Source organism: Treponema sp. UBA785 (assembly GCF_002297065.1).
Taxonomy (GTDB): Bacteria; Spirochaetota; Spirochaetia; order Treponematales; family Treponemataceae; genus Treponema_D.
The window spans coordinates 1-13,531 of the sequence record NZ_DBJD01000034.1; the positions used below are offsets into that span (position 1 = coordinate 1).

At 37.7% G+C, this 13,531-nt stretch carries 13 protein-coding genes and 1 tRNA gene; 12 read left to right on the forward strand and 2 right to left on the reverse strand.

Going from position 1 to position 13,531, the window contains the following annotated elements; all coding sequences use genetic code 11:
- A partial coding sequence (locus B2X33_RS02670; RefSeq protein WP_296667445.1) for an ATP-dependent DNA helicase occupies window positions 1-483 on the forward strand: 483 nt, incomplete at its 5' end.
- Window positions 484-600: 117 nt separating this feature from the next.
- Here B2X33_RS02670 and B2X33_RS02675 read toward each other — a convergent pair.
- A complete protein-coding gene (locus B2X33_RS02675) occupies window positions 601-777 on the reverse strand; it encodes a hypothetical protein (protein ID WP_143592590.1) in 177 nt (58 codons plus the stop codon).
- Between the two features lie 205 nt (window positions 778-982).
- Between B2X33_RS02675 and rpsT the strand changes: the two genes are divergently transcribed.
- The 6 genes from rpsT (at window position 983) to rpmE (ending at window position 5,991) form a co-directional block, all read left to right on the forward strand.
- Complete coding sequence (rpsT, locus tag B2X33_RS02680) at window positions 983-1,267, forward strand: 30S ribosomal protein S20 (protein WP_296019848.1); 285 nt, start codon at window positions 983-985, stop codon at window positions 1,265-1,267.
- A 94-nt stretch (window positions 1,268-1,361) separates the two neighbouring features.
- Window positions 1,362-1,688: an HU family DNA-binding protein gene (locus tag B2X33_RS02685; protein WP_296019845.1), complete on the forward strand. Its 327-nt coding sequence runs from the start codon at window positions 1,362-1,364 to the stop codon at window positions 1,686-1,688.
- Between the two features lie 104 nt (window positions 1,689-1,792).
- Window positions 1,793-3,154, forward strand: coding sequence for an apolipoprotein N-acyltransferase (lnt, locus tag B2X33_RS02690; protein WP_349675708.1), 1,362 nt, complete (start codon window positions 1,793-1,795; stop codon window positions 3,152-3,154).
- A gap of 5 nt (window positions 3,155-3,159) precedes the next feature.
- Entirely contained in the window at window positions 3,160-3,612 is a 453-nt protein-coding gene (locus B2X33_RS02695; protein WP_296667449.1) for a bactofilin family protein, read from the forward strand.
- Between the two features lie 225 nt (window positions 3,613-3,837).
- Window positions 3,838-5,601, forward strand: a complete 1,764-nt coding sequence (rho, locus tag B2X33_RS02700) for a transcription termination factor Rho (RefSeq protein WP_296667451.1) — start codon at window positions 3,838-3,840, stop codon at window positions 5,599-5,601.
- Between the two features lie 174 nt (window positions 5,602-5,775).
- On the forward strand, window positions 5,776-5,991 hold the full coding sequence (gene rpmE / locus B2X33_RS02705) for a 50S ribosomal protein L31 (RefSeq protein WP_078930325.1): 216 nt from the start codon (window positions 5,776-5,778) through the stop codon (window positions 5,989-5,991).
- A gap of 198 nt (window positions 5,992-6,189) precedes the next feature.
- Here the strand turns inward: rpmE and B2X33_RS02710 are convergent, their stop codons facing one another.
- Window positions 6,190-7,320: a class I SAM-dependent methyltransferase gene (locus tag B2X33_RS02710; RefSeq protein ID WP_296667453.1), complete on the reverse strand. Its 1,131-nt coding sequence runs from the start codon at window positions 7,318-7,320 to the stop codon at window positions 6,190-6,192.
- A 233-nt stretch (window positions 7,321-7,553) separates the two neighbouring features.
- Between B2X33_RS02710 and B2X33_RS02715 the strand changes: the two genes are divergently transcribed.
- The 5 genes from B2X33_RS02715 to murG all read left to right on the forward strand — a co-directional run bounded on the left by B2X33_RS02715 (window position 7,554) and on the right by murG (window position 13,486).
- On the forward strand, window positions 7,554-9,191 hold the full coding sequence (locus tag B2X33_RS02715) for a DEAD/DEAH box helicase (protein WP_296667455.1): 1,638 nt from the start codon (window positions 7,554-7,556) through the stop codon (window positions 9,189-9,191).
- 49 nt (window positions 9,192-9,240) lie between these two features.
- Window positions 9,241-10,881, forward strand: coding sequence for an ABC-F family ATP-binding cassette domain-containing protein (locus B2X33_RS02720; protein ID WP_296019831.1), 1,641 nt, complete (start codon window positions 9,241-9,243; stop codon window positions 10,879-10,881).
- A 146-nt stretch (window positions 10,882-11,027) separates the two neighbouring features.
- Window positions 11,028-11,100, forward strand: a tRNA-Phe gene (locus tag B2X33_RS02725).
- A 164-nt stretch (window positions 11,101-11,264) separates the two neighbouring features.
- Window positions 11,265-12,242: a hypothetical protein gene (locus B2X33_RS02730; RefSeq protein WP_296667458.1), complete on the forward strand. Its 978-nt coding sequence runs from the start codon at window positions 11,265-11,267 to the stop codon at window positions 12,240-12,242.
- 89 nt (window positions 12,243-12,331) lie between these two features.
- Window positions 12,332-13,486, forward strand: coding sequence for an undecaprenyldiphospho-muramoylpentapeptide beta-N-acetylglucosaminyltransferase (gene murG / locus B2X33_RS02735; RefSeq protein ID WP_296667459.1), 1,155 nt, complete (start codon window positions 12,332-12,334; stop codon window positions 13,484-13,486).
- The last annotated feature ends 45 nt before the right edge of the window (window positions 13,487-13,531 follow it).

Genomic DNA, 13,531 nt, shown 5'->3' on the forward strand with positions numbered 1-13,531 from the left:
GCTTGCGATATAGCCCGTAATGCGCTCAGACTTTCGGGGATAAAAATTTTAAAGCAGGGAGATGATGACAGATTCCGGCTTTTAAAAATCTTTAGAGAAGATAAGCCGAGTGTTCTTTTTGCAACAGATTCGTTTTGGGAAGGTGTTGATGTTCCCGGCGACAGCCTGTCTCAGGTAATTATTGCAAAATTGCCGTTCGGTGTTCCTAATAATCCTGTTTTTGCAGCAAAGTCGGAAATGATACAGCAGAGAGGCGGAAGTTCTTTTATGGAATTGTCTGTTCCTGATGCTGTTATAAAATTTAGGCAGGGATTTGGACGCTTGATGCGCAGAAATTCTGATAAAGGTGCAATCGTTGTTTTAGATAAAAGAATCGTAGAAAAGCAGTACGGAAAGATCTTTACTTCGAGTGTTCCTGAAACAAAAAAAATGTATGACTCTGTAGAAAATATAGCGCAAGCTGTCGCAGCCCTTATTGATTAGTTGACTTGATTGAATTTTTATTTGCTTGAATGATTTTGCAATGCGTTTGTATGCAAAAAAAATCCCGCAAAACCGTGTACTTTGGTCTGCGGGGGTTATATGGTCGCTATAAGAAATTTATTTTCTAAAATCTTTAGGACGACGTTTTGTGAGTTTGCATTTTGAACACTCAGCTACGTTGCGGAGTCTTCCGTTTTCGTACAAAGTTTTCATTACAATTTCGCCACCACATTCAGGGCATTCAAATTTCTGTGTTGCAACTGTTGTACGAGAGTTCTTACTAGCACCAGCCATGACTATCCTCCAAAAAATATTCGAATATGTTCAAATAGTATAATAAATTAGAAACTCTGTGTCAAGATTTAAAAAACATATAGTGAAAAAACTTTAAAATAAAACTCTAATTTGATATATTGATACGAATTAACAAAAAATCCATATTGACTATAAATCGTTCGTTTGTTAATATTTATAAAGTTTTTATTTGGGGGTGCCTCCTTTGGCTGGAAAAAAATCATCTGCAGAAAAAAGATATGCACAGAGCGAAGTTCGTCGCTTGCACAACAAAGCAATTAAAAGTGAAGTTCGTACTTATGCAAGACAGTTTGTAGAAGCTGTTCAGGCTAAAGACGAAAAGCTTGCTAAGGAAAGACTTACAACTTTAGTATCTAAGCTTGACTCTGCACGTAGTAAGGGTGTCCTTACACGCAATGCTGTTTCTCGCAAAAAGTCACGCATGGCGAAACTTTTTAACGTTTCATTTGCTGAAGCTCCTGCAAAATAATTTGGCATTCTCTATGCCTAAAAACCTGATGGCGTAAAGTTTACGCTTGCGTCATCAGGAATTTTTTTTTCTGAAAATGTTGTGAGGTAAATAAATGTCTGCTAAAAAAGTAACAAAATATGATTTAGTTGAATCTGTTTACCAAAAAGCGCAATGCGAAAAAAAAATCGTCCAGGATGTTGTAGAACAACTTTTGGATGAATTAAAAAATGCCTTAAAGGAAGGCAATACAATTGAACTTCGTGGTTTTGGAACTTTTGAACCTCGCTTGAGAAAAGGTCGTTCAAAAGCCCGCAATCCAAAAACAGGAGAGCAGCTTACCGTTGCGCCGCATTTTGTGGCTGCGTTTAGGGCTGGACAGGAATTAAAAAAATCCCTTTGGGATCTTCCTGTTTTTGAATCTTCGGCTACTGTTGAGTAAAAAAAGGAAGATGAGCCTTGATTCAGGTAGTCGCTTCTGTTCTTTTATCATCTTTCTTAAAATTCCTTTCACATCCTAATTTTATTTTTAAAAACGGGCTTTTTTTGTTAGCTTGGTTTTATTATATTCCTTTTTTATTTATAATTCCAAAATTTAGCTTGAAAAAATCTGCTTTGGCAGGCTTTGCCTATGGTTTTATCAGTTATTTTCTTTTTTGTTTTTGGCTTATTCGTTACGATGTGTTTGCGGCTTTAGGTGTTTATTCTCTTTTTGGAGTTTACTGGGCTATAATTTTTGCTCTTTTGCAATTTTTTTCAAAAACAAGGAAATATGCTTTTATTTTTAATATTCTGATTCTTTTTTTTGCAGAATTCCTTTTTACAAAAGGATATTTTGCCTTTGGATACGGAGTTTCTGCTTATACTCAGTGGAAAATTCCTGTTTTAACAAGAGCTGTCCGATATACAAAAATTTGGGGACTGGATTTTTTAATTATTTTCTTTAACTGTATTGTTGTTGCGAATGTTTCTTATGTCATAAAATACAGACGTTTTAATTTTGTGCAGGCTGGTGGAGCGCTGTTTTTTGCAGTTCTTTTTATTCAGCATATTTTTATAGGTTTTTTTGTTGAAGAAACAGAGCCTTCTTCAACTTTGAAGACGGTTTTAATTCAAAATAATGCGGATCCAAGAAAAGATGGAATTGAGCAGTATAAAAAAGAAATTGAAAGCTTAAAACGGCTTACAGATAAGGCTCTTATGCAGCATCCTGACATTCAGATTGTTGTTTGGCCGGAAACCAGCGTTGTTGTTGATGTGGTTTCTGCTTTTGATAAAAAATTGCGTTTTGGACGCGAAGATGAGCGTTCTGAGATGGCGATTGACCTTTTTGATTACATAAATTCAAAAAAATGCGACTTTATTCTTGGAACGAGTTTTAAAAATTATAACAGCGCTCTTTTGTTTTCCCCAATAAAGCCAATTGTTAATTCAAGACAGACTGTGCTTCCAAACTGGCAGGTTTACAAAAAAAATCATCTTGTGCCTATTTCTGAAGATTTTCCGTTGAAAGGATTTTTTCCTGAGTATTACCAGCAGAGCGTAATAAGCGGCCGTTATTGGCTTGAAGGTGAAAAAATGAAGCTGTTAAAGTTTAGAGAAATTTTAATCGGAACTCCAATTTGCTTTGAAGATACTTTTTCTGAAGTCGGCGAAAAAATGGCAAAAATGGGGGCGGAGCTTTTTATCAGCCTTTCAAATGATTCCTGGAGTTATAGCAGAGCTTGTCAGATGCAGCATCTTGCGGCCGCAAGCTTTTGTTCAATGGAAAATGGAATTCCGATGATTCGTTCTTCAAACAGCGGTCAAACCTGCTATATCGACGGTTTTGGCAAAGTGAAGAAAATGATAAATCCTTTTTCTGAAAATTTTCTGTATTGCGAAGTTGAAATAAATAAGGTAAAATAGTAGATATGTCGCAAAATATTGAACTGAATAAAAGAGTTGAAAAAGAAGGAAATCAGAAAAAAAATCTGACTGTTTTTGGTCAGGAAACAGAATTTGACGGAGAACTCGAGTTTACTGACAATCTTGTGATTACAGGAAAATTCAGCGGAAAAATAAATGCGACCGGAGATTTAGAAATTGACAAAACCGCACTTTGCGATGTGGAGTCAATCAAAGTAAATTCTCTTGTGATTTCTGGAAAAGTAAAAGGCAATATAGAAGCAAAAGAACGTGTCGAAATGTGTTCTGGAAGCAGTGTTTTTGGTGATGTTGTGACTGGAAGAATAAGGATTGCTGACAATGTAGATTTTGAAGGCAGTGTTACGATGTTGCAGAATCCTCCAGATGTTGATATTTTTTCTGTTGCCTCTGACGAATTTAAACAGGCTTTGCTTATAAAATCAGATTTGCCTCATTAAAACAGCAATTTGGAGTCTTTTGATTAAAAAATAAATCTTATTGACTTTTTTATTGCTAGAATAATATAATAAGTAATCAATTCTTTTAACGAAAAATCCTTGAAAAGTTTTTAGTTTTTTTAACCGTTTTTAATAATTTTACAGATGGATATTTTTAATTTAAAAAGTCTGTAGATAATTTATAAAATTTTACAGTTTTTATTATTTTTTTTATGGAGAATTAAAATGGCATTGATTAAGCGCCGTTTTTTGGACAAATCCGAAGACTTGAAAAATGATAATGAGGATGTTCAAAATCAGCTGGAGTTGGATATTCAGCCAGAATCTTTTGAAAGTCCGGCATCAGTTCAGGAAGAATCTGTTGCAGAACCGGAAGTTAACGAAGCTGAAGAAGATTGTTCGTTAGAAGATGAGCCTGAGAATCCTGCTTCCGAAGAATCTTCTGTTGCGACGGAAACAGAAGAAAATCCTTCAGAAACGGAAGGGCGCCGGACTCGAGTTGTTATAAAACCGCGGAGAAGGGTTGTAGTTTCAAAAACAGATGGTGAACGAGCCGAAAGAACAGAACGCGCTTATAACAATCGCCAGCATAACAACGGCAATAACAGAAGAACTTCCTACAGAGAAAGAATTGCTGCAAGAAACGCCGCCAGAGACGAAGCGACAGCCGCTGCCCAGATAATCGAAAATCCTGAAGAATACGAATCAAAACCACGTCTTTTAATCAATGACCTTACAAAAATGAGCATGCCGGAATTGCGTTCTATGGCAATTCAATACGGCTGTGCCGAAGAAGATATTCCTTCAATGAAAAAGCAGGAAGTTATTTTTAATATTCTTAAAGCGCATACAGAACATGGCGGACTTATCTTTGCTTCTGGTGCTCTTGAAATTCTTCCTGACGGCTACGGATTTTTGCGTTCTCCGCAGAACAGTTATCTTCCTGGACCGGATGATATTTATATTAGTCCGAGCCAGATTCGTCTTTTTAATCTTAAAACCGGCGACACTGTTTACGGACAGACCCGTTCTCCAAAAGAAGGTGAACGTTTTTTTGCACTTTTAAGAATCGAAACCGTAAATTTTGATGAACCTCGCGTAGCACAGACGCGTGTTCCATTCGAAAATCTGACTCCGCTTTATCCAAATGAAAAATTGCGTTTGGAAACTGTAAGCGATGAATATTCTGGTAGAATTGTTGATTTGTTTGCTCCAATTGGGAAAGGCCAGCGTCTTTTGATTGTTGCTCCTCCAAAAGCCGGAAAAACAATTCTTATGCAGAAAATTGCAAACGCAATAATTCAGAATAACCCGGAAGTTTATTTAATTGTGCTTCTTATTGATGAGCGTCCGGAAGAAGTTACAGACATGGAGCGCGCAATCAAGGGAGAAGTTATTTCTTCAACGTTTGATGAACAGGCTACACGTCACGTTCAGGTTGCAGAGATGGTTCTTGAAAAGGCAAAACGTCTTGTAGAGCATAAACGCGATGTAGTAATTCTTTTGGACTCAATCACTCGTCTTGCACGTGCATACAATATTACAGTTCCAACTTCCGGAAAAGTTTTGTCTGGCGGTGTTGATTCTAATGCTTTGCATAAGCCTAAGCGGTTTTTTGGCGCTGCCCGCAATATAGAAGAGGGCGGTTCTTTGACGATTGTTTCTACGGCTCTCATTGAAACAGGAAGCCGCATGGATGAGGTTATCTTTGAAGAATTTAAAGGAACTGGAAACTCTGAAATTAACCTTGACCGCAAGCTTGCAGAAAGAAGACTGTTTCCTGCAATCAATATTAAAAAATCTGGAACCCGTAAAGAAGAGCTTTTGCTTACAGAAGACGAGCTTCAGAAAATTTGGATTTTGCGCAAAGTTATTGCGCCAATGGAAGACATTGAGATTACTGAACTTATTTTGCAGCAAATGAAAAAAAGCAAGGATAATAAAGCTTTTCTTGCGGCAATGAATACAGGCTCTGCGGCTATAAATTAGGCTGACTTGGTATTGACTAAAGCTTTGCAAAAAATGTAAAATTAAAAATACGCTTGTGGTATTAACTTGTTTCCTAACAGTGATGGAATGATAGAAACGCTTTTTTTTATTTTGCGTAAGCTAGTGGTGACTGGGGTTGCTTTAATACCGGGCAAGCAGTAAAGGAGATAAAAAATGAGAGCTGGTATTCATCCTGAATACAAAATGACAAAAATTACATGCCAGTGTGGCAATGTAATCGAAACACGTTCAACAGTACAGAACATTCATGTTGAAATTTGTTCTGCCTGCCATCCATTCTACACAGGAAAACAAAAACTTGTAGATACAGCAGGACGTATCGAAAGATTCAACAAACGTTTTGGTCTTACAAACAAAGAATCAAAGTAAGAAAATTTGTCTGATTGAAAGAATCCACTTCTTTTTGAGGTGGATTTTTTTTGTTTGAATGAATTTTGCGTTAGGGGGTGCAGCGGCGGGGAAGCCGTTAAAATTGCAGTTTTGTTTTGCGAAACTGCAATTTTAATGAAGCAAAAGGCGGAACCGCGAAACACCCGGCGGCGTAAGCCGGAACGCCCTGCTTTTTATTTAAAATAATGAGATTTTCCAGCAGCGGTGTGGTTTTTTGCCGTTGAAATCTTCTGGAATTGTCTGGACTGTTATGTCTTGAATCTGGAGTTTGAGTTCTGGAAGTTTTTGACGCAGCTCTTCTTCGCTGAACGAGAGGCGGCGGCTGTTTGTTGAAAAATAAAGAGTGCCTTTTGGTTTTAGAATTTTGAGGCATTTTTCGCAGAGAGCGAGCCAGTCGCGGTTTATGTCCAGCACGTTTTGCGTAGACTTTGAATTTGAGAAAGTTGGCGGGTCGAGGATTATTGTGTCGTAGCGGTTTGTTCCCTGTTCGTTTGGAACTTCCGCATTTTTTTGATTTAAAAAGCCTGTTGCATCTTGTCGTGTGTAAAAGTATTTTGCATTGTCTGTAAAGCCGTTTAATGCCATATTTTCTTTTGCCCATAAAATATATGTGTTGCTTAAATCGACGCTTTCGATGCGGCTTGCCCTTCCTTCTGCCGCATAAACTGAAAAACTTCCTGTGTAGCAGAAAAGGTTTAGTACAGATTTGCCTTGAACTGTCTGTCGGACAAGGTTTCGTAAAGGGCGGTGGTCTAAAAAAAGACCTGCATCGAGGTATTCGCTTAGGTTGATTTTAAAAAGCTGGCCGCATTCTTGTGTCGTTCCTTCGATTTTATTTTGAGTTTCCAGTTTTTCGTATTGGCTGTCGCCTTTTTGCTTTTTTCGGAGTTTTTTTATGATATGGCACTGCGGAATCTGTAAAACTTTTGCGGCTGATTCTGCCATTGAGTCAAGCCATTTTTCTTCTTCAGATTCGTCTTTTTCGTATGGGCGCTCGTAAAGATAGAGATGGAGATAAGTGCGCATTTTTGTTTCTGAGATTGCGTTTTGGTCGTTTGACGAAATGTTTAGGTCGTTTTCGCGGAGAAAGAAAGCGCATCCTGTTTTGTCGGAAATTTCGTCCGGCAGAAACTCGTAGATGTCGGCTGCAAGAGGAATTTCCGGAATGTCCTTGTCGTAAAGGCGGTAGCAGCTTATTCTGTTTTTGCGCGCCCATTTTTTTAAAAGCTTGTATTTTTTTGAAAGGCGGTTTGCAAAAAGTTCTGCCTGATATTGAAGTTTTTTCTGTGTATTATCGTTATTTTGCATAAATAAAAAATATATCCGAAAAACTTGAAAAAATACATAGCATAATTGCATTAAAGTTGAAACAAAGTGCAATAAACAGTATAATTTTCAGAGTTTTTCTTAAAACTGCGTTTTTAAGTTGTTAAATACAATGAATTAAAAATTGACGGCATCTTTAGAATTTCTGCCTTTTATGTGGTTCTTTTTGCAGATGCTGGTAAATTACTTTTTTCAAATTTTTTAGTGTTGGCATTATGAATTATTCAGAATTAAATTTAAACGAAAGCCTTTTTAGAGGAATTGACGAAGCCGGTTATGTAGAATGTACACCGGTTCAAAAACAGGTGCTTGAAGTTTCGCTCGATGGAAGCGATCTTTATGTTCAGTCTCAGACTGGAACTGGAAAAACGGCTGCTTTTCTTGTGACAATTATGCAGCAGCTTTTGAGCGGCGGAAAAAACGAAGGCAAAAAAGCGCTCGTAATGGTTCCGACGAGGGAGCTTGCTGTTCAGGTTGAAGAAGAAGCCAAAAAGCTCGGAAAATTTTCTGGTCTTGAAACTGCTTCTTTTTATGGTGGAGTTGGTTACGAAAATCAGATTGACGAACTTAAAAAGGGTGTTGATATTATTGTCGGAACTCCAGGCCGTATAATTGATTTGCACGAATCAAAAAAAATGGACTTGAACAGTGTTGCCTATCTTGCAATTGACGAAGCTGACAGAATGTTTGACATGGGGTTTTATCCAGATTTGCGAAAAATCGTAAGATTTTTACCAGGCTCTGACATTCGCCAGACAATGCTTTTCTCTGCAACTTTGAATTCTTATGTAAAAAACCTTGCCTGGGAATATACGAAAGACGCAAAAGAAATCGTAATCGAGGCAGAAAATATTACGGTTGATGAAATCGATCAGGAGCTTATTCATGTTGCGAGCGATGACAAAATTCCTCTTTTGCTTGGAATTTTGCAGAAAGAAAATCCTGAAAGCCTGATTATTTTCTGCAATACAAAAAAAATGTGCGAAATTCTTTCAAAACGTCTAAAATTGAACGGCGTTAAAAATGAATTTATAATCGGAGATTTGCCGCAGAGCCGCCGTCTTAAGATTATGGATAATTTTAAAGACGGAAAAATAAAATGTCTTATTGCGACCGATGTTGCGGCGCGCGGAATTGACGTGAACGACCTTGCGATGGTTGTAAACTTTGATTTGCCTAACGAAGCGGAAAATTATGTTCACAGAATTGGACGTACCGCTCGTGCCGGAAAAAGCGGAAAAGCCTACAGTTTCTGTTCTGAGCAGGACGTTTATTCTTTAATGCCGATTGAGCGTTATATCGAAAAACAGATTCCTTCAAGACTTGCAGATAAGGAAGAATTTGTTGAAGATAAGAGCCGCAATGTTTATATAAAACTTGATTCTGAAAAAAAACGGGAAGAACGCGAGCGAAAACAAAAATCATTCTCAAGGCGCTCAGAAAGAAAGCAAGATGGAAAATCGGCAGGAAGATACGAAAAAAATGTGAATTCAAAATCTTCTGCAAAACGCCGCTCAACCGATGAAGAGCTTGCAAAATTGAGCGAAATGACTGCTGATGAAAGAATGAAATATTACAAGGAAAAATATTCAAGCTTTTCAAAAACAGGCAGTTCTTTTTCGGAAAATAAAAAATCGTCGGCATCGAAGAATTCTTTGAAAAATGCCGGTTCTTCTAAAAACGGGAAATCTGGCAAAAACGCGAAAAATAATTTTTCAAAAAACAGCGGAAAAAAATCGTCTCAAAAGCAGAATTTTAACGGACAAAATAAAAAGCCTGCTTCAAAAGTAAGTTCAAAAAATAATAAAAAAGTTGGAATTTTTGATAGAATTAAGAAATTCTTTTCAAAATAGCAGAATAAGTAAAAAATAACCAAATCAACTTTTAAAAGGGAGAAAATAAATGATTACAGTTTCGGACGTAAGCCTTCATTTTAGTGAAAAACCGCTTTTTAAAGACGTAAATTTAAAATTTACGGCAGGAAACTGCTACGGAATTATCGGTGCAAACGGCGCAGGAAAATCGACTTTCTTAAAAGTTCTTTCCGGTGAGCAGGACCGCGATTCCGGCGAAATTATCATAACTCCTGGAGAACGCATGGCCGTTCTAAAACAGGACCACTTTGCATTTGACAGTTACAGTGTAAAAGAAACTGTGATGATGGGGTATCCAAAACTTTATGAAGTTTCTAAGGCCCGCGATGAAATTTATGCGAAAGAAGATTTTACCGAAGAAGATGGAATAAAATCGGCAGAACTCGAGGCTCAGTTTGGAGAACTCGGCGGTTACGAATCAGAAAACCAGATTGAGCAGATGCTTTCTGGCCTCGGTCTTGAAGAAAAATATCATGATAAAATGATGAGCGAGCTTGATGAATCTCAGAAAGTCCGTGTTCTCTTGGCCCAGGCTCTTTTTGGAAATCCTGACATTCTTGTCCTTGACGAACCGACGAACGGTCTTGACCTTGAGTCAATTAGCTGGCTTGAAGACTTTTTGCTTGATTTTGAGAACGTTGTAATCGTTGTAAGCCACGACCGCCACTTTTTGAATACTGTTTGTACAGTTATTTGCGATATTGACTACGGAAAAATTACTCAGTTTGCCGGAAACTATGACTTTTGGTACCAGATGAGCCAAATTCTTCAGAAGCAGGCAAAGGATCAGAAGCGTAAAAACGAAGAAAAAGCAAAGGATTTGAAAGAATTTATCCAGAGATTCGCTTCAAATGCCGCAAAATCTCGTCAGGCAACCAGCCGCAAGAAAATTCTCGAAAAACTTGAACTTGATGACCTTCCTGTTACAAGCCGCAAATTTCCGTTTGTACAGTTCAAACCTGACCGTGAAATCGGAAACAATGTTCTTGAATGCCGCAAACTCAATTCAAAAGACGAAGATGGAGTTCAACTTTTGAACGACTTTAGTCTTATTGTAAACCGCACTGACAAGATTGCATTTGTCGGAGTTGAGCACAACGCTGTTTCTTCACTGTTCGACATAATTTCTGGTGAAAAAAAGGCAGAAAGCGGAGAGTATTTCTGGGGACAGACGACAAGCTGTTCTTATTTGGCACGTGATAATAACCAGTTTTTCAATAATGACTACAATATTACCGAATGGTTAAAACAGTTCTCAAAAGAGCAGGACGATGCTTATGTCCGTGGATTCTTGGGAAGAATGCTTTTTTCTGGCGATGAATCGCTTAAAAAAGTGAAGGTTCTTTCCGGAGGCGAAAAAGTCCGATGCATGCTTTCAAAATTGATGCTTGCCGGTTCAAATATCCTTATTATGGACGACCCGACAAATCATCTTGACCTTGAAGCAATTGAAAGCTTAAACCGTGCGCTTGTTGATTTTCCGGGGGTAATTCTCTTTACAAGTCACGACCACGAATTCATTTCTACAATTGCAAATCGCATAGTCGAAATTACACCGAAAGGCGTAATTGACCGTATGATGCCGTTTGATGATTACATGGCAGACGAGCAGATTCGTGCAATGCGTGCAGAATATTATAAAGATTCAGACAGAAAAATTAAATTCTAATTTTTCAATTTTTAGAATTCGAATGTTTTTGCTGCGCAAAAAAAATAAAAAGTTTTGCGTGGCGAAAAAAAAGTAAAAAATAAAAAAAAATTGGAAATTTGCTATTGACCAAAAATATCAATTTAGGTATAGTATTATACATCAACGCCGCAGTAGCTCAGTTGGTAGAGCGCCGGACTGAAAATCCGTATGTCGTTGGTTCGATTCCAACCTGTGGCAAAGGCTTCTGGTAAATTCAGAAGCCTTTTTTGTTTTAAATTTTTAAAATAAAATTATTTCTAAGATATTATTTTTGCGTTACAATTCTATAAGTCGGACGATTGTTTCGTTCAGCTTTTGTTTTTGAAATTAAGTTGTTTGTTTTTTATCAGGAGGATAGTTCAATGAAAAAAATAAAATTTTGGGGATCGGTTGCGATTTTTACACTTCTTTCTACATCAGTTTTTGCCTTAAAAATCGAGGATATTACAAAAGATTGGGTTGATAATTTTAATTCGCAGGCAGATGAAATTAGCAATGGTTTTGATGATTTTTCAAAACAGCTTGCAGCTGCGGTTCCTCAGGCTGCAACTCAGCAGAATGTTTGGTCTGACGCTTATATCGGCCAGTTGATTTCGCTTCCGCCTAATCTTGGTGGAGGAGTAAATATTGGTTTTACTCACATTGATACAAGCGGATTAAAGCAGGCTATCGAAGCTTTGCAGCTTGACGACATTGACATTAAGAGCAGCTATTATTTCCCGGTTTTTACGGCTGATCTTCGTATTGGCGGAATTTTGCTTCCTTTCGATTTTGACATTGCTGTTATGAAAACTGGAAAAATGAGCACTTCACAGTTCGGTGCAGACTTGGATGTTGATTTGCTTACAGTCGGAATGGACGTGCGTTATGCTCTCTTTAAGGGCGGACTTGTAATGCCAAAAATCAGTGTAGGTGCAGGTTATTTCTATAATCAGGGAACTTTTGGAGTTTCTTCGGATTATGCGAAGGCAAATGTTGATTACAAAGTTCACACAATGTATTTCCAGGCTCAGGTTTCTAAAAAATTCCTTTTTGTAACCCCGTTTGTTGGTTTGAGAGGGCTTGTTTCTAAAGCGGACAATACTTGGGACTGGGCTTATAGCGGATCTTATGCAGAACAGATTGAAAGTGTAGCTGGAACACTTGGAGCAAAGGTTAAAGACAACGGTTCTTATAAGACAGATTCGTTTGACTTTAATGCAATTCAGCCTCAGATTTTTGCAGGTGTAGGCGTAAATTTCTTTGTCCTCGACTTTACTCTTAGTATTACTGCCGACTTGCGCCATATTACAGATGACGGCTTGTGGTCAGGAGCTGCAAGTTTAAGGCTTTCTCTGTAGTTTTTTAAGTGGATTTTAAAATTGAGCCGGTTGAATTTTCAGCCGGCTTTTTTCTTGTCTAAAAAAAAAAACTGTGTCATAATAACACGATGAGCATAAGAATTGTTTTTGCTGGTGGCGGAACAGGCGGACATATTTACCCTGGACTTGCCGTTGCCGATGAATTAAAGAAAATTGCAAAGAAAAATAATCTTAAAATAAAAATTTACTGGTTCGGAAATTCTTCCGGAATGGACAGAACCCTTGTCGAAAAAAGCGGAAGTGCCGACAGGTTTTGCGCAGTTCCTTCCGGTAAACTCCGGCGATATTTTTCAATAAAAAACTTTTTTGATGTTTTTAAAATTATCGCGGGAATTGCAGTTTCTTTTTTCAGGCTTTTATTTATTCGTCCGGCTGTTGTTTTTTCTAAAGGCGGATATGTTTCTGTTCCTCCTTGTTTTGCCGCGCGAATTTTGCGGATTCCTGTTTTTACGCATGAATGTGATTTTACACCAGGACTTGCAACAAAAATAAATTCGCGCTTTGCTTCAAAAATTCTGGTTTCTTATCCAGAAACTGTAAAATTTATTCCAAAGAGCAAGCAGAGCCTTGCCGTTGTGACTGGAAATCCTGTTCGCCCTGTGTTTTATGAAGCTGATGCACAGAAAGGACGGAAATTTCTTTTTGAAGGAAAGAATGCGGATTTAAAAAAGCCTGTTCTTCTTGTGCTCGGTGGAAGCCTTGGCGCTCATCAGTTGAATGAACTTGTTGTAGAAAATTTGGCCTGGCTGACAGAGCATTTTAACGTAGTTCATCAATGTGGTTCAAAAGATGCAAGTTTTGTTCCTGCGCAAACGGACAGTTATTTTCCTTATCCGTTTATTTATGAGCAGATGCCGGACGTTATTGCTTGTGCGGACGTTATTCTTTCGAGGGCAGGGGCAAATACTGTCTGGGAAAGCGCTGTTGAAAAAAAGCCTTCTGTTCTTATTCCGTTATGTGGAAATGGAACTCGAGGTGATCAAGTTGACAATGCAAATTTCTTTAAGGAGCGTGGAGCTGCTTTTGTATTGACTGGAAACGAAGCTATTTTTGAAAATTTAAAAAATTGTCTTGAAAAACTCTTGGATAAAAAAGAAAGAGATTTGATGTCTAAAAAAATGGCAGAACTTGTATCTGGAAAAAGAGCTTCCTTAAAAATTGCTGAATTGATTTTAAAAAATATTGAAAAATATGGAGATATGATAAAAATTACAAGGAAGTAATTTTTATCAGCATAGTTTGCTCAAGCGTTGCTTTCACAAACTGTG